General features: G+C 57.2%; 23 protein-coding genes and 2 pseudogenes. 11 read left to right on the top strand and 14 right to left on the bottom strand.

Annotation, left to right across the window (positions count from 1 at the left end):
* Positions 1–6: 6 nt before the first annotated feature.
* Genes ECL_RS03440 through ECL_RS03425 form a run of 4 tightly spaced genes read right to left on the bottom strand, consistent with a single transcriptional unit; the run spans position 7 to position 1,626 of the window.
* A complete protein-coding gene (locus ECL_RS03440) occupies positions 7–387 on the bottom strand; it encodes a response regulator transcription factor (RefSeq protein WP_013095414.1) in 381 nt (126 codons plus the stop codon).
* Between the two features lie 22 nt (positions 388–409).
* Complete coding sequence (locus ECL_RS03435) at positions 410–670, bottom strand: XapX domain-containing protein (RefSeq protein ID WP_013095413.1); 261 nt, start codon at positions 668–670, stop codon at positions 410–412.
* Positions 667–879 carry a DUF1427 family protein gene (locus tag ECL_RS03430; protein ID WP_013095412.1) on the bottom strand — a complete coding sequence of 71 codons (213 nt, stop codon included), beginning with the start codon at positions 877–879 and terminating at the stop codon, positions 667–669. Before ECL_RS03430 ends, ECL_RS03435 begins: the two co-directional genes overlap by 4 nt.
* A gap of 60 nt (positions 880–939) precedes the next feature.
* Positions 940–1,626 (bottom strand): hydrolase, encoded by a 687-nt coding sequence (locus ECL_RS03425; RefSeq protein ID WP_013095411.1) that lies wholly within the window; start codon positions 1,624–1,626, stop codon positions 940–942.
* 217 nt (positions 1,627–1,843) lie between these two features.
* On the opposite strand from ECL_RS03425, the gene ECL_RS03420 reads away from it, so the two are divergent.
* Genes ECL_RS03420 through ECL_RS03405 form a run of 4 tightly spaced genes read left to right on the top strand, consistent with a single transcriptional unit; the run spans position 1,844 to position 6,590 of the window.
* Positions 1,844–3,715: an amidohydrolase gene (locus tag ECL_RS03420; protein ID WP_013095410.1), complete on the top strand. Its 1,872-nt coding sequence runs from the start codon at positions 1,844–1,846 to the stop codon at positions 3,713–3,715.
* Positions 3,715–4,122, top strand: a complete 408-nt coding sequence (locus ECL_RS03415; RefSeq protein WP_013095409.1) for a DoxX family protein — start codon at positions 3,715–3,717, stop codon at positions 4,120–4,122. Before ECL_RS03420 ends, ECL_RS03415 begins: the two co-directional genes overlap by 1 nt.
* A complete protein-coding gene (locus ECL_RS03410) occupies positions 4,119–5,738 on the top strand; it encodes an MFS transporter (RefSeq protein WP_013095408.1) in 1,620 nt (539 codons plus the stop codon). The genes ECL_RS03415 and ECL_RS03410 overlap by 4 nt, the downstream gene beginning before the upstream one ends.
* A gap of 30 nt (positions 5,739–5,768) precedes the next feature.
* Positions 5,769–6,590 carry an alpha/beta fold hydrolase gene (locus ECL_RS03405; RefSeq protein WP_013095407.1) on the top strand — a complete coding sequence of 274 codons (822 nt, stop codon included), beginning with the start codon at positions 5,769–5,771 and terminating at the stop codon, positions 6,588–6,590.
* On the opposite strand, the gene ECL_RS03400 is transcribed toward ECL_RS03405, so the two are convergent.
* Both ECL_RS03400 and ECL_RS03395 read right to left on the bottom strand, forming a co-directional pair.
* On the bottom strand, positions 6,553–7,974 hold the full coding sequence (locus ECL_RS03400) for an MFS transporter (protein ID WP_013095406.1): 1,422 nt from the start codon (positions 7,972–7,974) through the stop codon (positions 6,553–6,555). The genes ECL_RS03405 and ECL_RS03400 overlap by 38 nt on opposite strands.
* Positions 7,975–8,024: 50 nt before the next feature.
* Positions 8,025–9,113, bottom strand: coding sequence for a cellulase family glycosylhydrolase (locus ECL_RS03395; protein WP_013095405.1), 1,089 nt, complete (start codon positions 9,111–9,113; stop codon positions 8,025–8,027).
* A 185-nt stretch (positions 9,114–9,298) separates the two neighbouring features.
* On the opposite strand from ECL_RS03395, the gene ECL_RS03390 reads away from it, so the two are divergent.
* Complete coding sequence (locus tag ECL_RS03390) at positions 9,299–10,306, top strand: LacI family DNA-binding transcriptional regulator (RefSeq protein WP_013095404.1); 1,008 nt, start codon at positions 9,299–9,301, stop codon at positions 10,304–10,306.
* Here the strand turns inward: ECL_RS03390 and fosA are convergent.
* Positions 10,292–10,717, bottom strand: coding sequence for a FosA/FosA2 family fosfomycin resistance glutathione transferase (fosA, locus tag ECL_RS03385; RefSeq protein WP_044158900.1), 426 nt, complete (start codon positions 10,715–10,717; stop codon positions 10,292–10,294). The two genes, ECL_RS03390 and fosA, sit on opposite strands and share 15 nt — an antisense overlap.
* A gap of 199 nt (positions 10,718–10,916) precedes the next feature.
* Between fosA and trpS the strand changes: the two genes are divergently transcribed.
* Positions 10,917–11,918, top strand: a complete 1,002-nt coding sequence (gene trpS / locus ECL_RS03380; RefSeq protein WP_013095402.1) for a tryptophan--tRNA ligase — start codon at positions 10,917–10,919, stop codon at positions 11,916–11,918.
* A gap of 43 nt (positions 11,919–11,961) precedes the next feature.
* On the opposite strand, the gene ECL_RS03375 is transcribed toward trpS, so the two are convergent.
* Complete coding sequence (locus ECL_RS03375) at positions 11,962–12,417, bottom strand: SymE family type I addiction module toxin (protein WP_013095401.1); 456 nt, start codon at positions 12,415–12,417, stop codon at positions 11,962–11,964.
* A gap of 300 nt (positions 12,418–12,717) precedes the next feature.
* On the opposite strand from ECL_RS03375, the gene ECL_RS03370 reads away from it, so the two are divergent.
* Positions 12,718–13,587, top strand: a complete 870-nt coding sequence (locus ECL_RS03370; protein WP_013095399.1) for a phosphorothioated DNA-binding restriction endonuclease — start codon at positions 12,718–12,720, stop codon at positions 13,585–13,587.
* Between the two features lie 553 nt (positions 13,588–14,140).
* Here ECL_RS03370 and ECL_RS03365 read toward each other — a convergent pair.
* From ECL_RS03365 to ECL_RS03345, 5 genes and pseudogenes are all read right to left on the bottom strand, one after another.
* A pseudogene (locus ECL_RS03365) lies at positions 14,141–16,474 on the bottom strand (primase-helicase zinc-binding domain-containing protein).
* 14 nt (positions 16,475–16,488) lie between these two features.
* On the bottom strand, positions 16,489–16,809 hold the full coding sequence (locus tag ECL_RS03360) for a DUF5375 domain-containing protein (protein WP_013095395.1): 321 nt from the start codon (positions 16,807–16,809) through the stop codon (positions 16,489–16,491).
* Positions 16,806–17,033: a hypothetical protein gene (locus tag ECL_RS03355; RefSeq protein ID WP_013095394.1), complete on the bottom strand. Its 228-nt coding sequence runs from the start codon at positions 17,031–17,033 to the stop codon at positions 16,806–16,808. The genes ECL_RS03360 and ECL_RS03355 overlap by 4 nt, the downstream gene beginning before the upstream one ends.
* Complete coding sequence (locus ECL_RS03350) at positions 17,030–17,587, bottom strand: host cell division inhibitor Icd-like protein (protein WP_044158902.1); 558 nt, start codon at positions 17,585–17,587, stop codon at positions 17,030–17,032. The genes ECL_RS03355 and ECL_RS03350 overlap by 4 nt, the downstream gene beginning before the upstream one ends.
* Complete coding sequence (locus ECL_RS03345) at positions 17,584–17,850, bottom strand: helix-turn-helix transcriptional regulator (protein ID WP_013095392.1); 267 nt, start codon at positions 17,848–17,850, stop codon at positions 17,584–17,586. The genes ECL_RS03350 and ECL_RS03345 overlap by 4 nt, the downstream gene beginning before the upstream one ends.
* Before the next feature lie 539 nt (positions 17,851–18,389).
* Between ECL_RS03345 and ECL_RS03340 the strand changes: the two genes are divergently transcribed.
* From ECL_RS03340 to ECL_RS03325, 4 genes are all read left to right on the top strand, one after another.
* Positions 18,390–19,133, top strand: coding sequence for a phage capsid protein (locus tag ECL_RS03340; RefSeq protein ID WP_013095390.1), 744 nt, complete (start codon positions 18,390–18,392; stop codon positions 19,131–19,133).
* 2 nt (positions 19,134–19,135) lie between these two features.
* Positions 19,136–19,354, top strand: coding sequence for an ogr/Delta-like zinc finger family protein (locus tag ECL_RS03335; protein WP_013095389.1), 219 nt, complete (start codon positions 19,136–19,138; stop codon positions 19,352–19,354).
* A 28-nt stretch (positions 19,355–19,382) separates the two neighbouring features.
* On the top strand, positions 19,383–19,946 hold the full coding sequence (locus tag ECL_RS03330; protein ID WP_013095388.1) for a phage polarity suppression protein: 564 nt from the start codon (positions 19,383–19,385) through the stop codon (positions 19,944–19,946).
* A 407-nt stretch (positions 19,947–20,353) separates the two neighbouring features.
* A complete protein-coding gene (locus ECL_RS03325; RefSeq protein ID WP_013095387.1) occupies positions 20,354–21,433 on the top strand; it encodes a hypothetical protein in 1,080 nt (359 codons plus the stop codon).
* A gap of 59 nt (positions 21,434–21,492) precedes the next feature.
* Here ECL_RS03325 and ECL_RS03320 read toward each other — a convergent pair.
* Positions 21,493–21,933 (bottom strand): annotated as a pseudogene (locus ECL_RS03320) (IS5-like element IS903B family transposase); the annotation flags it as partial.

Genomic DNA, 21,933 nt, shown 5'->3' with positions numbered 1-21,933 from the left:
CGATCCTTATTGTCGGCGGGCCAGCTCCCGCTGAATATGATCCAGCAGAATATCGATGTTAATAGGCTTACGCAAAAATGCAGCGGCGCCCAAATCAAGAGCGTACCGCTGCATATTTTCATCAGCATGACCGGAGATAAAGAGTACGGGGGGAGGCGGGGCAGCCAACAGCCGCAGCTTTTCAAACAGCTCCAGGCCGTTCATGCCCCGCAGCTTGATATCGGTGATCACCAGCGCCGCGCCGGACAGGGCGAACGGGTGGCTCAGAAACACCTCTGCCGAATCAAACGTGTCGGTCGCATACCCTTCCGACTCCAGGAGGTTACTCAGCCCGCTGCGGACAGAACGTTCGTCATCAATGATGGCAATGCGCCACGGCAGCGTCATGCTGTTATTCCTCAAAAAATCATTAAACGTCGCGGTTTTCCTTCACGGGCGCGGGAGGCGCCGTGCCGCTGATTTTCGGCACACACTCGTGACGAAACCAGGCCAGAGTCAGCGGTTCGCGATTCAGTATGCGACGTCCCACCGGGATCAGCTGTTCGCCCACCAGCATACCAAACAGGCCAAGCAGGGCGACAACCGGCGGTGCCGGAGAGTGGACGTTGAGCAGAGCGTAAATTACCCCAGCCAGCACGCCGCACACCAGCGAAATTATCCAGGCCTTCATGATGACTCTCCTGCCGGATGGTGAACCACTGCCGGAACGCTCACCACGCTGTCGCGGGCTAACAGATGGCGCGTCGCCTGCTCCCCGGCCAGCATCCCCAGCAGGCCAATCAGCGCCAGCGCGGGCGGCGCGGGGGAGCGTACCTTCAGCGCGGCATACATCAGGCCGATCAACACGCCTGCCGCAAGGGATATCAACCCTGTACTCATAGAGAACTCCAGAAAGCAGTCAGTGGCAGGCCGGATGAGGGACCAGCCTGCCACCGGGACTTAGCGGGCCGGGACCGGCGCTAAGGTACGGTGCTCGCTCTTCTGACGAGACGGCGCTTTGTGCACCATGGTGTAAGCGTAATCCACGCCCATGCCGTACGCGCCGGAGTGCTCGCGCACGATATCCATCACCGCGGTGTAGGTCTCTTTACGCGCCCAGTCGCGCTGCCACTCCAGCATCACCTGCTGCCAGGTCACCGGGATCACGCCCGCCTGGATCATGCGCTGCATGGCAAAGTCGTGGGCTTCTTTGGTGGTACCGCCGGACGCGTCCGCCACCATATAAATTTCGTAGTCACCTTCCAGCATTGCGCACAGGGCAAAGCTGTTGTTGCACACTTCGGTCCACAGACCGGCAACCACCACCTTCTTCTTGCCGTTGGCTTTCAGCGCGTCGCGCACCTTCTGGTCATCCCAGGAGTTCATGGAGGTACGCTCCAGAATGTCCTGGCCCGGGAACACGTCCAGCAGCTCCGGGTAGGTGTTACCGGAGAAGCTTTCGGTCTCTACGGTGGTGATGATGGTCGGGATGTTGAACACTTTGGCCGCTTTCGCCAGCGCCACGGTGTTGTTTTTCAGCACCTGGCGGTCAATAGACTGCACGCCAAACGCCATCTGTGGCTGGTGGTCGATGAAAATAATCTGACAGTTCGCAGGGGTTAATACTTCGAGCTTTGAAGAGGTCATAGCATTTTCCAGTGGTTAAGGGTGAAATCGCCGTGAGTGCCACGCCGATAAAGTCGCCCCCATCCTGCGGCCTTCTGCGCCTGTGCGTAATTATCTCTTCGTATAGTTAACCTTAGGTATAGTTATACTTTGGTATACCTATCCTATTGTATAACTGGATCTTTGCCGAAACCGGTTCCCATAATCCTGACCATTCCCCTCTCAGTCAGGAGCAGTTATGGTTACCCTTGGAAAAGCCGATCTCATTCTGGTTAACGGCCAGTTTCACACCGTCGATCGCGAGAATCCTGTGGCGGAAGCAGTCGCCGTGCGCGACGGAAAATTTCTGGAAGTGGGTACCGTCGCCGAGGTGATGCAACACCACTGCGACGGCACTAAATTGGTGGATTTAAAAGGCCACACCGCCATCCCCGGCCTGAACGACTCCCACCTGCACCTCATTCGCGGCGGGCTGAACTACAACCTCGAGCTGCGCTGGGAAGGCGTGCCGTCTCTGGCCGATGCCCTGCGGATGCTGCAAGAACAAGCCCTGCGCACGCCATCGCCACAGTGGGTGCGCGTGGTGGGCGGCTGGAGCGAGTTTCAGTTTGCCGAACGCCGCATGCCAACCCTGGACGAAATCAACGACGCCGCGCCGGACACCCCGGTCTTTATCCTGCACCTCTACGACCGCGCCCTGCTCAACCGCGCCGCGCTGAAGGTGGTTGGCTACACCAAAGACACGCCAAACCCGCCGGGCGGCGAGATCCAGCGCGACGCCAACGGCAACCCGACCGGGATGCTGATCGCCCGTCCGAACGCCATGATCCTCTACGCCACGCTGGCCAAAGGGCCGAAGCTGCCGCTGGAGCAGCAGGTTAACTCCACCCGCCAGTTTATGCGCGAGCTGAACCGTCTGGGGCTGACCAGCGCCATCGACGCGGGCGGCGGCTTCCAGAACTACCCGGAAGATTACGAGGTGATTGCCGAGCTGCACGAGAAAAAGCAGATGACCGTCCGCATCGCCTACAACCTCTTTACCCAGCGTCCGGGCCACGAGCTGGAAGACTTTGAAAAATGGACCGACATGCTCACGCCGGGCCAGGGCAGCGACTTCTTCCGCCATAACGGCGCGGGCGAGATGCTGGTCTTCTCCGCCGCCGATTTTGAAGATTTTCTCGAACCACGCCCTGACCTCGCGCCGGGTATGGAGGATGAGCTGGAGCGCGTGGTTCGCCATCTGGTAGAGCACCGCTGGCCGTTCCGCCTGCACGCCACCTACAACGAGTCCATCAGCCGCATGCTGGACGTGTTCGAAAAAGTTAACCGCGATATTCCGTTTAACGGCCTGCACTGGTTCTTCGACCATGCGGAGACTGTCACCCAGGCCAACATCGACCGCATCAAAGCGCTCGGCGGCGGCATTGCCGTGCAGCACCGTATGGCCTTCCAGGGCGAATACTTTGCCGAGCGTTACGGCATTGAAGCCACCCGCCATACGCCACCGGTGGCAAAAATGCTGGAGACCGGCGTACCGGTGGGCTTAGGCACCGATGCCACCCGCGTGGCGAGCTACAACCCGTGGACCGCCCTCTACTGGCTGGTCTCCGGCCGCACCGTCGGCGGGATGCAGATGTACGATCACAGCGCCCGTCTGGATCGCGACACCGCCCTGATGCTCTGGACCCAGGGCAGCGCATGGTTCTCCAGCGAACAAAACCAGAAGGGGCAGATCAAAGTCGGCCAGCTCGCCGACCTGGCGGTGCTGAGCAAAGACTACTTCCGCGTGCCGGAAGAGGAGATCAAGGGCATCGAATCCGTCCTGACGGTGGTCAACGGCGATATCGTCTACGCCGCAGGCAGCTTTGGCCCGCTGGCCCCGCCTGCCATTCCGGTTCTGCCCGAGTGGTCCCCGGTGGTGAAGGTGCCGGGCCACTACCGCAGCGCGCCGCCGCAGGCCACACGCGTGGGTATGAACGCCGTCCACCACTGCAGCGGCCCGTGCGGGGTGCACAGCCACCAGCATGATTTTGCGCGCACGTCAGAGATACCGGTGTCGGACGATAACGCATTCTGGGGGGCGCTGGGCTGCAGCTGCTTTGCATTCTGATGAAAAACACCTTTGCTCCGCCCCGGGTCAACCTGGGGCTGTTTTTCCTGCGCCTGACCGGCAGCCTGCTGTTGCTGTACGTGCACGGCCTGCCGAAGGTGCTGCACTTCAGCGAAGAGCTGACGCGCATTGAAGATCCGTTCGGCTTCGGGCCCTGGGCGAGCCTGATCCCGGCGATTGTCGCCGAGGTGATCTGCCCGCTGTTTATCATTGCGGGCGTCTACACCCGCCTGGCGTGCCTGCCGATTATTGCCGTGCTGCTGGTGGCGATGCTGGCGGTTCACCCCAACTGGTCGATTGCCGAAGGGCAGTTTGGCTGGCTGCTGCTGATTATCTTCACCACCCTTGCCCTGACCGGGCCGGGCCAGTGGCGGCTGCAGCGTAAGGTAACGGAGAAATTTGCATGACCCAGGTTAACGACGTTCGTGACGCCCACGTCGAAACGACGCCCGCACCGACGGTTTCGCCCTGGCAGCCGCTGAGCCAGCCGGTATTCCGCATGCTGTGGATCGCCACGGTGGTCTCTAACGTCGGCTCATGGATGAGCGACGTCGGTATTAACTGGAGCATGCTGAGCCTGAGCGCCGATCCGCTGGATATCGCGCTGGTACAGGCGGCCAGCAGCCTGCCGATGTTCCTCTTCGCCCTGCCGTCCGGGGTGATGGCGGACATTGTCGACCGACGTAAATACCTGCTCTTCTCCCAGCTGTGGGTGTTCATCGCCGCCGCCGGGCTGGCGGTGCTCTCCTTCACCGGCCACGTCACACCTGCGGTTCTGCTGGTGACGACGTTTCTGCTGAGCGTGGGCGCGGCGATGAGCTCGCCGCCGTTCCAGGCGGTGGTGCCTGACCTGGTGAGCAAGCCGGAGCTGGGTGCCGCCGTGGCGCTCAACTCGCTCGGAGTGAACATCAGCCGGGCAATCGGCCCTGCGCTGGGCGGTTTTCTGCTGTCGCTGGCCGGGCCGTGGATGGTGTTTGCCCTGAACGCGCTCTCCGTGGTCGGCGTGGCGTGGGTGCTGTGGCGCTGGCGTCCCGCACCGACAGTGCAGCGTCTGCCGCCGGAGCACTTCTTCTCGGCGGTGCGCTCTGGCATCCGTTACGTGCACGCCGCGCCGGTGCTGCGCAACGTGCTGGTGCGCACGGTGGCCTTCTTCGTTTTTGGCAGCGCGGGCTGGGCCCTGCTGCCGCTGGTGGCGCGCCGCGAGCTGGGTTTAGGCCCGGCGGGCTACGGCGTGATGCTGGCCTGCATTGGCCTGGGGGCGATCGCCGGGGCGATCCTGCTGCCGCGGCTGCGCCAGCGGCTGAACGCCGACCGCCTGATGGTGGCCGCCAGCCTGACGTTTGCCCTCACCATGCTGGCGCTGGCGTTCGTACGCCACTTCTGGCTGCTGAACCTGTTTGAGTTTTTCACCGGCTTCGCATGGATTGCGGTGCTTTCCACCCTCAATCTCGGCGCGCAGCGCAGTGCGGCACGCTGGGTGAAAGCCCGCGCGCTGGCGGTTTATCTGACGGTGTTCTTCGGCTCGATGACCGCAGGCAGCGCCCTCTGGGGACAGATCGCTTCGCAGTTTGGCACCCCGACCTCGCTGGTGGTCGCCACGCTGGGGATGGTGCTGGCGAGCGCGACGGTGTTCCGCTGGAAGCTGGAGAAAGATCCTGATTTAAATCTCGACCTCAGCGGCCAGCCGCTGGACGGCGTGGAGATCGACCTGCCGAACGAGCGCGGCCCGGTGCTGGTGTCGCACGAGTACATCATCGACCCGCACAACGCGAAAGCGTTTTTGCAGGCGGTGCACGAGCTGCGCCGGGTACGCCGCCGCGCCGGGGCGATGAGCTGGGCGGTATACGAGGATATCGAGCGCCCCGGACTGTTTATCGAGACCTTCCTGATGGGCTCCTGGATTGAGCATCTGCGCCAGCAGGAGCGCCACACCATGAATGACCTCCTGCTGCAGAGCCGCGTTCTGGCTTTTCATCAGGGCACAACATCACCGGCTATTCGCTACCTGGTCGCGCCGGTATAACCATAACCATCACCTGTACAGGAACACACTATGGCAACGTTTAAGGCAAAAGACGGCACGCAGATTTACTACAAAGACTGCGGCGCGGGTAAACCGGTTCTCTTCAGCCACGGCTGGCCGCTGGACGGCGACATGTGGGACAGCCAGCTGAACTATCTGGCCGAACGCGGCTTCCGCGCCATCGCCTTTGACCGTCGCGGCTTTGGCCGCTCGGATCAGCCGTGGAACGGCTACGACTACGACACCTTTGCGTCCGATATCAACGACCTGATTACCACTCTGGATCTGCAGGACGTGACGCTGGTGGGCTTCTCCATGGGCGGCGGCGACGTGACCCGCTACATCAATAACTACGGCAGCGCGCGCGTGGCCGGTCTGGCGCTGTTGGGCGCGGTCACGCCGATCTTCGGTAAATCAGATACCTTCCCGCAGGGTGTGGATCAGAGCGTGTTCGACGGTATTCGCGACGGCCTGCGTAAAGATCGCGCCCAGTTCATCAGCGACTTCGCCACCCCGTTCTACGGCATCAATGCCGGGCAGACCGTCTCTGCCGGTGCTCTGACCCAGACGCTGAACATCGCCCTGCTGGCGTCACTGAAGGGCACCATCGACTGCGTGACCGCGTTCGGCGAAACCGATTTCCGCCCGGATATGGCGAAAATCGACGTGCCGACGCTGGTGATCCACGGCAGCAACGACCAGATCGTGCCGTTTGAAAGCACCGGCAAGCTGGCGGCAGAGATGATCAAAAACGCCACGCTGAAGGTGTACGATAACGCGCCGCACGGCTTCGCGCTGACCCACCAGGACCAGCTCAACGAAGATCTGCTGGCGTTTGTGAACTCGCTGTAATTTTCTGTAGGCCGGGTAAGGCGCAGCTGCCACCCGGCGCTTTCGCAGACGCGTTCCGCTCCGCCAGCAGCCGACAAATCTCCGCATGCTTCTCCTCGGTAAAGGTAAAGCGCGACATAAAGCCCATGCGGATCAACGAGCCAATCGCCGGTAACAAACAAATCCCGAAGAACAGCCCCGACAGCACGCCTTCGCTCTGAAGTTGCGCCTGCGGCACGTAGCCGATCATCGTCAGAAACACGCCGATTAACCCGCCGCCCACTGCCACCGACATCTTGCCGGTAAAGGTCTGCCCCGAGAAGGTGATCGCCGCGCAGCGCTTGTGAGTGTGGTACTCCGCGTACTCGATGGTGTCGGCAATCATCGACGAGGTGAGGATGTTGGTCATCATCACGAACAGCGTGCTCAGGCCGAGCAGAATGAACAGCATCGTCACCTGCTGATAGCCGATGAACCACATCACCACGCGCACCGCCACGTCCAGCCCGCAGAGGATCATAAACAGCTTCCGCTTCTGCATCCGGCGCGTCAGCATCGGGGCGACCAGGCACAGCACCGCCGCCACAATCCCCATCACGCCAATCGCCATCTGCAGGCTGCCGTCGCCCAGATTATTGATAAAGAAGTAGATATACAGCCCGCCCGCCACGTTGTGGAACACGCAGAAAAAGAACGACAGCAGGACAATAAACAGCGGCTTGTTCTGGCGCAGGTTGTGGAAGGTGTCGCGGATGGTCACCTTTTCCGGGCTCGGCGGCACGCGCTCCTTGATCTGCATAAAGCCGTTAAGCATCAGCGGCAGGCCCACCAGCATCATCACCAGCGCCGCCATAAAGTAGCCTTTGTCATTGCTGTACTGGGCGAAGAACGCCGCCAGCTTCGGGAAGAAGATGTTGGCGCAGGCAATCCCCGCGTTCACCCCGAGCATCGCCGCCGTCACCGCGCGGGTGCGCTGGGCGGAGTCGTTGGTCATCACCGACGACATCGACCAGAACGGGATATCGGAGATGGCATACAGCGTCCCCCACAGGATATACGTCACCCCGGCGTAGAGGATTTTGGTGGTCATGTCTGCTTCGATTTTATAGAACGACAGCAGCGTGACGCCGGTGATCAGCAGCGGCGCAATCAGCAAAAAGTGGCGAAACTTGCCGAACCGACTGTTAATGGTATCCATGATGCTGGCAAACAGCGGATCGTGAACTGCGTCCCACGCGCGGGCAATCAGGAAGATGGTACTCGCCGCCAGCGCCGAGATCCCCAGCACGTCGGTGTAAAAATAGTTAATAAACGAACCCACTAAACCAAAGCTAAAACACTGACCTAAACCATAGCCAAAATAAGACCACAACTCGCGAGACGGTATTTTCATTGTCATTGCCATTGTTATATGCCTGCCTGGTTGCCCGGCGGTCGGCCGCCGGGTCGATATTATTAGCCCTGGACTTTCGGGGCGATCTTGCGCAATTGCTGCATTAATGCGATTTCACGGCGTGAGAACGGAATGCCGTTCTCCTCGAACACGTCGTGGAACCAGAGGCGGCAGTAGTCCGTGGACTCCTTCATCACCACCGGCCACGGCAGCCACGTCTGGGTTTTGCCGCGGACCAGCCCCCACTGATACGGCGCGACCTTCGCCGCGTACATCAGCGGAAGCTGCTCCTCGATGGTGCTACCCACGTGGCGCGCCAGCCATTCGGTGCAGAACAGCGGTCGACCAAGCTTTTGCAGTTGCTGAATAATCGCCGTCATACGGCCAGTGTGGGTGTAGGCGTGGAAGCTCACCACGTCCGAGAGTGCCAGTGCGGTCTGGTCCAGCGGATGCTGGAAGAACGTCTCGCCCTCCTCTTCCGGCGGCAGACGCCACGCGCAGACGGTGAGCGGCTGGGTCGGGTCTTCTTCACGCACCCACTGGAACGCCAGCTTCATCAACTCGTGCGCGCAGGTCTCCAGCTTCGCGTCGTACTGCACCTCCTGCGTGCCGGTCGCGAAAATGCCGCGGTTGCCCGGCTCGTTATAGAGATCCCACAGCAGCACGCGCTTATCGTCGCGGAACTGGCGGACAACGTCGCGGATATAGCGTTCAATGTTTGCCCAGCAGTCGGGATCGCACACCTTGTCGCGCCCCGGGCTCGCCGCCGCCTGGCTGTTGTGCTTGCCCGGTACCGGCGGCTTTTGCGGGCCGAGGTACGGCTCGTCGCCGGAGAAACCGCAGTCGTCCATCAGGGTCAGCATGGTGCTGAAGCCGCGACCGTCAGCAATCGTCAAAAAGCGGTCGATGCGCGCCATCAGCCCGTCGCGGTCGTGCTCCCAGACGATAAACGGCAGATTAATGCGCAGGGTGTTATAACCCGCCTCCGCCGCCCAGCCCAGCTCGCGCTCGATGGTGGCGGCATCGAAGGTCTCTTCCTGCCAGATATCGGTCCAATTCACCGCCGTCGACGGCAGGTAATTAAACCCGCACAGCCAGCCTTTTTGCTGATACCACGCCTGTGCCTGCTCCCTGCTCCACTGCTCTTTCATTACGCATCCTCTTACTGATAATATTTAGCTAATAAATATTAGCTGCGGGATAAATGCGCAAATCACGGCGTTTAGAAAAGCGACGGCCCTCACAAAGTTCACGCTTCGATGAATGAGAAACGTGATCGACGGCGCTAAAGCGTGCGGTTAGGGTATGATGCGAAATCGCGAAAGGGAGAGGACGGATGAAGCGAAAAACGAAAGTGACGATGAACGATATTGCGCGGGCGGCAGGGGTGTCGCAGGCGACGGTATCGCTGGTGCTTAACCAGTCCCGCAACATCAAGCTCAGCGACGACACCCGCCAGCGGGTGATTAACGTGGCCACTGAGCTCGGCTACGACCGCCTCCCCGCCGTTCACGCCCCGCGCAACCAGGAAGAGATCGCCCTGCTGGTGAGCTCCATGCAGAGCTTCGACCCGTTTATCGACGCCATCAGCCAGGCGCGGGAAGCGGCGTGGCGCAACGAGACGTTGCTCACCGTCTACGACTACGGCGACGACATCGAGCTGGCGCTGAACATCATCCGCCAGCTGGAGAAACGCAACTGCATCGGGATTATTCTCGCCTCTCCGGTCACCACGCTGGTGGACATGACGGCCTTCCAGGACTGCACCCGCATCCCGCTGGTGCTGCTCAACCAGCGCGACCCCGGCTCGCCGCTGCTGCCGTCGTTTATCCCGGACGACTACGCCAATGCCTTCCAGGTGACGAAACACCTCATCGCCTGCGGGGCGACGCGCATCGCCCACATCACCGGTGAGAGCTGGATGGAGGCCTCCCGCCAGCGTCTGGCGGGCTACCAGGCCGCGCTGCAGCAGGCCGGACTCGCGTGCGACGACAGCCTGGTGCGCCAGACCAACTGGCAGTTCAGCGAGTCCTTTACCGCCACCACTTCGCTGCTGGAACTGGCCGAGCGACCGGACGCCATCTTCTGCGCCAGCGACTGGCTGGCGATTGGCTGCTATCAGGCGCTGGCGGTGAACGGCGTGCGCATCCCGCAGGACATGCTGCTGGCGGGCTACGACGACCAGAAGATCTCTGAGCAGCTCACCCCGCCGCTGACCAGTATCCAGCTGCCCTACAGCGAGCTGGGACGGCTGGCGGTGGAGTACCTGTGTAATCAGGAAGATGCCGCCACGCACGTGACGCTGGCGGGCAGGCTGAAGGCGCGCGCCTCAAGCCCCGTCTGAGGTAAACACCATGCCCGCATAGGGCTTCTCGCGACACGCCGCCAGCCGCGCGGCGAGGCTGCCCACATGCAGCTCCAGCTTGTGCCCGTCCGGGTCGAGAAAATAGAACGACTCCCCCTCGCTTTTATTCTGCTTCCAGACGGTGACGCCCGCCTGCTCCAGCCTGTGCGAGAACGGTTCAAAGTCTTCTTCCGCCACGGTAAACGCGTAGTGGGTGTAGTCGCTCTCCTGCGGCGGCACGTTCCTGCGCGCCTCGTCGTACGACAGGCAGACCCACAGATCGCCGCAGGTGAGATAGGCCCCGGTATTCCAGCGGGCGTGCAGCGCAAGCCCCAGCAGCTCGTGCCAGAAGGTGACGCTTTTTTGCAGGTCGCTGACCGCGAGGGTCAGGTGGTTGAGAGATTGCAGCATGACGTGCCCTTTTGTTTTTTGCGCCGGACGTGATACGGTAAAAGCATGAACATAAACCACGCCGTGCTCACCGTAAACCGCTGGTGGCTGCCTTCTTAAAGGCGGCACGGAGTAGTTTTCCCCATTTTCAGATAGCCGCCGAAAGGCGGCTTTCTCACATCTAAGACCCCTTTCGGCATTACAACGTTAAGGAGTCTTTATGAACCCGCAAACCATCCTCACCGGCGACCGCCCAACCGGCCCGCTGCACCTTGGCCACTTCGTCGGATCGCTGCGCCAGCGCGTGGCGTTGCAGCAGACGCACAACCAGTTTGTGCTGATTGCCGACCTGCAGGGGCTGACCGACAACGGCAGCAACCCGCAGAAGATCCGCGACAACATCTCCGAAGTGCTGGCCGACTACCTCGCCGCGGGCATCGACCCGAACCTGACCACGATCTGCCTGCAGTCCGCCCTGCCCGCCCTCGCCGAGCTGACGATGCTGTATATGAACATCGTTACCGTCGCCCGCGTGGAGCGTAACCCGACGGTGAAAAACGAGATTGCGCAGAAGGGCTTTGCCCGCTCGCTGCCGGTCGGGTTTATGGCCTACCCCATCAGCCAGGCGGCGGACATCACCGCGTTTAAGGCCGAGTGCGTGCCCGTCGGCGACGACCAGCTGCCGATGATTGAGCAGACCAACGAGATTGTGCACAAGATGAACAGTCTGTTGCCCGCTCCGGTGCTGCGCCACTGTAAGGCGATGCTGAGCGACACCAGCCGCCTGCCCGGCATCGACGGCAGCGCCAAGATGTCGAAATCGCTGGGCAACACGCTGCACCTTTCTGCCAGCGAAGAGACCATTCATCGCGCGGTCAGCGCCATGTACACCGACCCGAATCATCTGAAGGTGAGCGACCCGGGGCAGATTGAGGGGAACGTGGTGTTTACGTACCTCGACGCGTTTCATCCGGACAAGGAGAAAGTGGCGGCGATGAAGGCGCACTATCAGTTAGGCGGGCTTGGGGACCGGGTTTGCAAGAACGAGCTGGAGGGTTGTTTGCAGGAGCTGATTGCGCCGATGCGGGAGCGGAGGGCAATGTACATGCGGGACAAGGGAGAGTTGATGGCGATGCTGAAGCGAGGGACCGAACGGGCGCAGGGGGTGACGCAGGCGACGTTGAGGGAGGTGAAGGTTGGGCTGGGGGTGCCGGTGTTTTGAGAGCGATATAAATAATAATCCCGGCGCAGGGCCGGGATATTTATCAAGCGTTGCGCTTAATCACCGGAATATCGCCGGTGTCATTTAACGCACCCGGAAACGTTTTTAACCACTGAGCGATTTTCTGTTTATTTACATTCACCACACTCATACCTTCCAGGCATCCCCATAATTCTCTTGTATGTTGTGGCGTAATCACAATGCAGTCTTTCATGGCGCGGATTTTTACCGGCATACCGTTGATAAAGCCTGCACGGGTTAGCCAGTCGCCGCCTAAAAGAAGGTATTTCATGTCTATGCGTGCATACAGTTCGCAGCAGGCGGCACTGTCCTGCGGCGTTTCCGCGCGGGGATGGACGGGCGCCGCGTTGGGCTGGTTGCCGTGAAGACGACGGGCGCTGTTTTTGCGTACCAGCTCGCGGTTTTCAATCATGCCGGTGAAAGCGTCTGATTCTGTTTTGCAAACAGTAAACTCTGGCTTAAAATTCGTCGCAGCCATTTTCAACTCCTTCATAGTTGTTTGTGGTTAGCGGTATGGGGGTGTTGCAGCACCTTCATATCGCGAATTCTTCTTTAAATATTTTTTGATACTTCCTTTGCCGTTCGGCGTAATTTCTGATGCTCATTATACAGGGCTGAATATAAATACAGCAGTTTGGTGTGGAGTAAATTTGGAATTTGCGAGGGGGATTCAGGAAATAAGGTTGGGTGCGGTAAGGTCATGTTTTTGTTGGTTACGGGTTGATTGGTCTGGGTTTTGCGAGCATCATCGCAATTATTTACCTTCTTCTGTAACGCGATGGCTTCCAGCAAAACTCTCGAACAGGCAATTGCCGACATCACCATCTGGCGCAAAGGCGAACAGCGTGCGCCGCATAAGCCTTTATTGCTTCTGTACGTGCTGGCGAACTATCAGCAGGGGCATGCGCGACTGTTTGATTACGGAACAGAGGTCCACGAGCAGTTGCTTAGCCTGTTAGAACGCTTTGGCCCACAGAGGAAGGCGCATTACCCGAATATGCCTTTTTGGCGGCTCAAAGGGGATGGATTTTGGGATCTGAAGAATACTGAGTTCTGTTCGACCAATGGCAGTAAGCAACCGCCCGTTAAAGAACTTGTGGAACATAACGTCGCAGGCGGGTTTGATGAAGAACACTTTGCGCTACTGGGTAAGAACAAAAACCTGATCGGCTCGCTGGCGCAGCAGATCCTTGAAGCGCACTTTCCTGAAAGCATTCAGGAAGAGCTCGCGGATGAGATGGGTTTTGATATCCAGCAGATCCGTAAGGTTCGCGATCCGCTGTTCCGGCAGCAGGTGCTACGTGCTTATAACTATGAGTGCGCAATCTGCGGGTTTAACATGCGACATGATAACGCCTCTGTTGGACTTGAAGCCGCGCATATCAAGTGGAAGCAGTTTGGCGGACCATGTGAGATCCCGAACGGACTGGCGTTGTGTGCAATTCATCATAAAGCGTTTGATAAGGGATCGATTGGGCTGGATGAAAGTATGCGGGTGCTGGTGTCTGAGGCGGTGAATGGGGGCGGGATTGTTGGGCGGCTGTTCTGGGATTTTGCAGGGAAGCAAATTGCGCTGCCGATGGTAAAAGGGAATTATCCAAGGGAGGGGTTTGTGGAGTGGCATCTTAGGGAGGTGTTTAGAGGATGAGTGCGAAGGCCGGACTCAAATCACAACTTAAGTAACTGAAATACAATAACATTTACAACAATCATAAGAAATATGCCCCCTTTTGTGCCCCCAACGATTTTTTTGAGCATATCAAACTTAGCTATTTGATATTGCTACCAAATTAAAGATTAATTCCCTATTCGGTTAGGATCCGAAATCCGGATCCTAACCGGGACTTAATGCCCACAAAAAAAGTTTTTTTGCATTTTACTGTTCACACTGTTCACCTCAGTTATTTCTCATTTTATATCATGAAGTTAAGTGGTGATGAGTTGGTGAAGGGTGAACAGTCGACTCTTCACCTCAGCGCGTTTCTGGCCTGTTTCCGGCGACCATCACCGCAATACGATGGTGATGAGGGGGTATAAAAAGTTTTTTCCGGTTTTACTGTTCACACTGTTCACCTTTGCCTTTTTATCAATAATTTCATAGTGATACAGGGTGAATATACGGTGAAGGGTGAACAGTGGATTGTTCACCTTATGGCAATTGCCGGAAAGAAAAAGACCGGCTGTTGCCGGTCTGGAGTTGGTTATGTCGCTGCGGGGTCATCGCATTTCGGCAGCCAGTCGCCGTAGCTTTCCTCTTTCAGTGACAGGTTGGTCTGTATCCCCTGCTTTGTGTGCCGCTTCTCATAATTCAGGCCGTACTCTTTCAGCATCATGGGCAGCCCCAGCCCGAACATTTTCAGGCTGAGTACGTTCCTGTATCCGTTAGCCTCCATATAGGCCAGATACGCGTGATAAAGATATTTACGGTAATTACGCGGGACAATGCTGGCATTACCCATAAACATTCCGTTGGTCTGCGGCAGCATTTCCAGATAGCCGCAAAAATCAAACGTCGGGTCAGCATCGCGCTTGATGCTGAGCGCTTCATCGGAGTTCTGCTGCGACTGGAGCAGTGCGCGCGCGGCCATCGGGTCGCTGAATTTCTGCATAAGCTGGCGCACGATGACGGCCAGCTCGCGCGCAATTTTATCCCTGAGCTGCGGGTCGCGCTCTTCCGGGGCAATCTGCTCCGGGAAATGAATAATCACCCGGCGACGCGACACACCGCCGCTGCGGTCGGTGAAGCGCATCGGATTATTGTTCACGGCCAGAATGACCGCCGGAATATGCGTTGAATACGGGTTCTGGTATTTCGGGTCAACCGAGACCGCATCACCGCCGGTGATGGCCTTCAGCCCTGCACCGTCACCGCTCCATTTTTCCTGGTCAGGCAGACGGATAAGCGAGAAGCCAATCAGGGAGGCACGCTTGCGCGGGTCTTCCAGCGTGTCGATATCGGCCGACGTGGCGTTATCCTCTCCGGCGAGCAGGGTCGCGATTTCGGCCAGTATACTTTTCCCGCTCCCGCCGGGACCGGTGACTTCAAGAAAGAGCTGCCAGTCGTAGCGGTTCGCCAGCACCATAAACAGCGCAGCGAGTATCACGTCGCGCTTTTGTGGATTTTTACCGGCCGCCCGGTCGAGCCAGCGCCAGAAATTCGGCGCGTGGGTCTCCAGCGTTTCCCCCTCGACCGGCGGGGTAAAATCCACGTCGCACAGCGTGCGCAGCCAGTACGATTTGCTGTGTGGGCTGAACAGGCCGCTTTGGGTATCGAGTACCCCGTTGCGAAAACCAATCAGACGGCGTGCCGGTGCGGCCTGCTGAGGAATAATCAGCTTCAGCGTCTCCACCACTGAGGTGATTCTCCCCGACGAGAACGGGGCGCGCAGGCGCTGAAAAAGCCCGGCTACGTCGCGTTCGAAGCTGGACGGCTGAACGACTTTCCATATCCCTGCTTCATAACGGGACAGGAGCTGGCCGTTCGCATCCACCGCCAGCGCTTCACCGTAATGCTCATGCACCCGCAGAGCCTTGTCGCTGGCGCTCATGGCGGTAAATTCCGCCTCGCTCATGGTGTCGAACGGGCTTTGTGCCGGTGGCCGGATGGCGTCATAAATCGCTTTTCGCGTGGCCTCCCCGCCATTCTGCATAAACGCATCATTCCAGTCACCAAACACCGGCGGCAGGGCAACAACACCCTCACAGGTTTCTGCGGCCGCTGCGGCTTTGTTCTGGCCGTCGCCGTTAAGGTCGCGGTCGGCACCGAGCACAATCTGACAGGCCGGGTGTTTCTGACGGGCAAGGCTCGCCAGAGAAAGGAGGTTCACGGACGACAGTGCCACCATGACGGTTTCGCCGGTCAGGTGATGCACGGTGAGCGCGGTTGCATAGCCCTCCGCAATCCACAGGCGTTTTCCGGTCTATTTTTTTCCTTCGATGGTGTGACACGCTCCTTTTACCGCCCCGCCTTTCAGGGTGCGTTTGAGCCCCTCAGAATTGATAAGCTGAAGGTTAACCAGCACGCCGGTATCGTCATACAGCGGGACAACCACATCACCGGCGCGGAACGTCACGCCGCCGGTTTTATGTGTGGCCGTCAGCATGACACATTCATGACCGGGGAATCCCTTGCGGGTCAGATAGGCGTTGCCGCTGGCCGTGCGGGTTTTCTCCATCAGTCTGACGGCCAGCGCGGCCGCCGCTTTACGGTCGGCATCGGTTTCAGCCTCTGCGGCCGCAATCACTTCCGGGGCAACCGGCGGCAGGTTGCCGGTCACGGCGTTCACCTTCCCGGCAGCCTCTGATGCGGTTACGCCGAACACTTTCTCTACCAGCTTAAGACCGTCACCCGCACCGCACTGGTTACAGAACCATGTGCCGCGCCCCTCTTTATCGTCAAAGCGGAAGCGGTCAGAGCCGCCGCACACCGGACAGGCCTGATGGCGGTTTTTAATGACCTTCACACCCAGCGCCGGGAGAATGCGCGGCCAGTGGCCGCACGCCTGTTTTACGGTTTCCGTTACGTTCATTTTCATCGTTATTTTCTCCCTCAGTGCATAACAGGCGATGTGATATGACGGGCACAGAGTTCATCCATCACGGCCAGCCCGAGAAAGGACAGCGACGGCGCGGCCATGAGCGGTCCGGCTTCCATTAAATCTTCCAGCAGCGCACAGGCAATCTGGCGGCCTTTTGCCTCACCGTGCTGGCGCAGATAGAAGCCCTCCAGCTCGTCGGCAATGGCGTTTTCCAGCGCATCAAGGGTGAGGTGTTCGTAGCGGTGCTGACGCTCGCATACTGTCAGCCATGCACAGGCCACGGCGCGGCGATAGAGCGCGGCGCGTAATACAGGTGAAAGAGGCTTTTTCATACGTTATCCTCCCCGGTCAGCCAGCGCTTTTTGCAGCGCTCGACCACGCCGTCGAGCTGGGCGGTCATGAGGTAAATCACGGAGGTGAGCTGCAACTGCTGCGCCGGGTCGCGACAAACGGAGGTTGAGTCCTGCACCTTCATCAGCTCGTCAATGAGCTGGCCGACATTACGCATATGCTCAAGGCACTCAATATCATGAGGGGTGATAAGGGTCTGTTTCATGGTCGCACCTCCGTAACCGGCAGGCGGCCAGCGAACGACAGAATGTAATCACGAACGAGGGACAGGCGTGCGGCGTGTTCATCACCGGCAACGGTGCGGAGCATACAGATACGGGGTTTACGGTCTGCGCGACGAACTGCGGCAAACACAAAGACAAACTGCGGATGTGACGGGGTGAGGATAGTAGCCATAATGGCAGCCTCCATTGAGTAGCGGTTACTGCTACCACCGGAAACGCCAATTTCACTGGTGGCAGCCCGAACGGGGTTGGCGTAACCGGCCTCAATGGATACCGGCCAGCCCGAAGGCTGCCCCGCCCGGACTACCATTATCTTGCTGGAACCATGGTGTAAAAAGAGACACCACAGCCCGGAAAATGGGTGTGCCTGAGCTACGACGAAAAAAAAGACGCACGGCGCGTCTGGTGTCGCCATTGAGTTTCGCGGAACGCCAATTCCGGCTGCCGATTTTGCGACAGCGGGAAAACTATACCTGGAAACGGCGACAGGAAGCAAGCCAGAAAAAGGGGCTGTTTGCTGAACGGTCATCATCATGCGTCACAGCCCCGGTTGCGCTCGGCAATGCGATCCGCCATCCATGCGGTGATTTCAGACTGCGCCCACGCCACGTTTTTTCCGCCGAGGCTGATTTGTTTCGGGAAAGCCTCCCGGCTGATGAGGTCGTAAATGGTCGACCGGGACAGACCGCACAGATGCATCACTTCGGGCAGGCGGATAAAGCGTTCCTGAACCGCATCAGAGACCGGCATCATCGGGGCGGCAGGGGCAGAAGACGGGGAAGAAAAAGCGGTGTGCATCGGGCTACCTCATAAAGTCCATACTGTGCCGGTCGTGTCCGTCCGGCCTCGGGTAGCTCTCTATTTTGTGAATATTTTCCCTCAGGGCAACAAGTCTTTTACAGACGATTTTGCATCCAGACCGTTGATTTATCGAATGTGGCAAACCCATGGCAACTGCTGGCAATCAGTGGCAATTGATGGAAAACCCATGATTACTTTTACTGATTAATACCTCCTGCATTGACCGGAATAAAATATAAAAGCCCTGAGATAAGCCAGAACGGCAGGTGAACAGTGGTGAACAGACGGTGAACAGTCAGACCTGCAACTGCTCACCCTTTAACTTACTGTATTACTTATATTTTTATTTATGGTGAACAGTGGTGAACAGTTATCAGTAAAAAAACAAACGATGAGTAAGGTTTTGCTGAGACCTTTCTCTGGCAAGCCGGGTTTTAAGTGGTGTTTGTGCCAGAACTGCCACAACTGCAATGAATCGAGATGTTGTGTCATGAAGGGCAGAATCATTTCAGGTTGAACACACGGAGAGCCTGAACATGAAACCCGAAACAGTCATTACCGACCTGCAGAATGTAGCCGCTCAACAGTCAGCAGAGAGCAGCCAGCGCATCACAGACAAGCTGAGCGCATTCACTGCGGCCAGAGACACGCACGCGGCCAGCATGCAGGAACTGAAAGAGATTGATACGTCCATTGAACGCTGTAAGCAGGAGCGGCAGACCGCCCTCAGTGAGAGTGCAGAGGCGGAGCAGGACTGGCGCAGTCGCTTCCGCACCCTGCGCGGCAATCTCACCCCTGAAATGAAAGCTGAGCACAGCAGGCGTATCGCCAGTCGCGAGCTGGCCGACGAGTTCACCGGCCTGATTGCGGAGCTGGAAACTGATCGGACACGCGCCATGCTGAATGCCTGCTCGACCGCCAGTAAATACCTGTCAGCGCATGATGATGCCTTTACCACTTATGCCGGCGCGGAATGGGCTCAGGCGGTCAACACGCTCCCCGCCGCGCTCATTCGTGCTTTCCTGCTGCGCATTCGCGCCCTCGAAATGCAGGGTGACAGTGCACCCCAGTCCGTGGCCATCGGCGAGTTGCGCGATGCGCTGAGCCGTCAGGGCAGCCTGTATCACTTCGATATGAAGCAGGAGCCGGTATTGTCCGTGACGGGCATGCACCGGCCGCAGATTAACGGTGTGGATATGGAGCTGTTACGCAGCCCGGTGAAGAGAATGATGCTCGCCAGAAAACTGGCTGGTAATGGCGAGACAAAAGCGGAGGTATAAGCATGTTTCACTGCCCGTTCTGCAAAACCAGTGCGCACGCCCGCACCAGTCGCTATCTGTCTGAGAACGTCAAACAGCGCTATCACCAGTGCGTGAACGTCGAGTGCTCGGCGACCTTCCGTACGCTTGAATCCGTTGACGGGATTATCCGTTCACCGGTTACTGAGCCGGTTACCCCTGTACCCGCACCGGCGGCCACCGTTAACCGTGCCGGTGCGTGAGCACGGCCAGACATCAGGAGAGACATACGTGACCACACTGACGCTACAGAAAGCCTTTGAGGCCTGTCAGGCAAATAAATCCGCCTGGCTGCAACGCCGGGATGAACTGAAGCAGGCCGAACAGGCATACCGCGAACAGCTTGCCGGTAACGACCACAGCGGCCGGAGTCTGCAAACCCTGCGCGAAATTATCGATGTGAAAAAGTGGGAAATAAATCAGGCTGCCGGGCGTTATATCCGCTCGCATGAGGAGGTGCAGCGCATCAGCATCCGTAACCGTCTGAATGATTTTATGCAGGCGCACGGCGCGGAGCTGGCCGCCGCCCTTGCCCCGGAGCTGATGAATTATTCCGGGCAGCATGCCGCCATTCAGCGCTGCGCCATGCAGCACTCACTCGACTATCTGCGTGAGGCGCTGCTGGTCTGGCTGACCGCCGGTGAAAAAATTAATTATTCGGTGCAGGATTATGACATTTTAACGGCCATCGGATTCAGGCCTGACGCGGCCTCGCGCGATGATTGTCGTGAAAAATTCACACCCGCACAGAACCTGAATTACACCCGCCGACGCGCAGAGCTGGCCGCGCAGTAGTCCTTTAAAAAATTCCCGAAAATCCCGCCTTTTTCCCGTAAAAAAGCCATGCATGCATAAGGTGCATGGTTTTGCATGCGTTTTACCTATACTGGAACCCCCGCCAGCGCCAGCACTGGCGCGCCCTGAGGCCGGTCATGCACCTGCATTAAATGCGCCCCCTTAAGCGGGCAGGCGTGGCGGGGAGAGCATTGCGCGCCAAGCAATGAGGATAATTATTAAATTTACATCCAGCTAGTGGAATCAGTAATCAAAAAGAAGCGAAAAAGGCTCAGGTAACTCACGAAAATTTAACGTTAAACTGATCAAATTACAGGGTAAAAAAAATTGCCCACATGAAGTCAATGGGAGTATGCTTAATTTTTGATCGTGGTGCATATCCCAAGATAAGAAGCTAAGGAAAGAGCATGAATGTAGGGCATCTCAATTTCTTCAAGGTTAATAAATGTGGTTTATACAAGGTAAATGATGACAATACATATGGTTTAGAACTTAGCGAAACATTCGACCTCATACAGAATTGGGTGGGAACTAAATCTCTTGCACTCACGATACCATGGGATCCAAAAGAAAAACCAAACCGATCAAAGTGTTATTGCAAAGACATTTACAAGGACGCAAATACTGGCGATTTCTTAATCATGTTATGGAAATCTGATACTGATAGTACTGGTTCTTTATTAGGGGCGAGTGAAGATGGTGAAATCGGCAGTTCATCAGTCGTTAAATATACTAATAGCTATAAAGGGAAGAAAGTAATCTGGGGTCGACCATGCTTCTATTGGATTATCCCTGAGATTGAAACTATAGTATCAATTAAATTTGACCATTCTGTTTGTGACTCTGAACTATTTCAAGACTATGTGCATGCATCTATCACAAATAGAGTTAAACATAGCAAAAGAGTTAAAAACAAAACCGAGAAAGGATATATAAGGTTATCTAATACTGATGATGAAGACTTATATAAATACATGTACAGATTTGACATGAAGCTTCGAAGCTTAGAAACTACTCATACTGAGCTAGGTAAATTGGTACCAAAAATAACACATATTGTGCGTAGAGAAACCATTATTATAAATCCAAATGACGCTCGAGCTGATTGGTTAAAAACCTTCAGCACACTCGTCCCATTTGTGTCCGGAAAGAAAAACACTAGAACAAGACAGATTGAAATAAAAGCAGAAGCAAAACCATCCTTGAAAGAAGTTAAAGAAATAATTGAAAAATATTCTGCTGAGGATAGAGAAAAACGTCTCTGGGACAATGTCGGATTTGCTACAGACAAGGGCATAACATGGGTAGATAAATATAGAATGCGTGATATTATTAATATCCCTTCCGAAGACTATTCAACATATTCTGCTGCATATATTTACGAACAAATATCACACAAAAGAAAAGAATTCATTTCCCCTATATTAAAAGAATTAAAAGCATTACAATCTCAGTCAAGAAAAAAGAAAGCATCTGGAGAAGATTGAATGGGCTTTGTTGAATAAATCAGATTTCGGGTAAGTCTCCCCCGTAGCGGGTTGTGTTTTCAGGCAATACGCACGCTTTCAGGTATACCTGCTTTCGTCATTTTGTTCAGCGCTCGTACCAGGGCCATAGCCTCCGCAACCTGACCATCGTAGTCACGCAGCGTCAGTGAACCCCCGAACAGCTGTTTTACCCGGTACATCGCCGTTTCCGCTATCGAGCGACGGTTGTAATCTGTTGTCCATTTCCACCGCGCATTACTCCCGGTCATTCGCTGATTAGCCACTGCACGGTTACGGTCTGCATATTCACCGGGCCAGTAACCCGCACCTTTTCGGGGAGGGATAAGCGCGCTGATTTTCTTACGCCGCAGTTCATCGTGACATAGCCGGGTATCGTAAGCGCCATCGGCGGCGGCTGACCTGATTTTCCGGTGGGTTTGCCGGATTAACCCGGGGAAGGCCTCTGAGTCCGTAACGTTGTTCAGCGACAGGTCAGCGCA

The organism is Enterobacter cloacae subsp. cloacae ATCC 13047, assembly GCF_000025565.1.
Classification (GTDB): domain Bacteria; phylum Pseudomonadota; class Gammaproteobacteria; order Enterobacterales; family Enterobacteriaceae; genus Enterobacter; species Enterobacter cloacae.
This window is presented reverse-complemented; position numbering and strand designations above follow the sequence as displayed.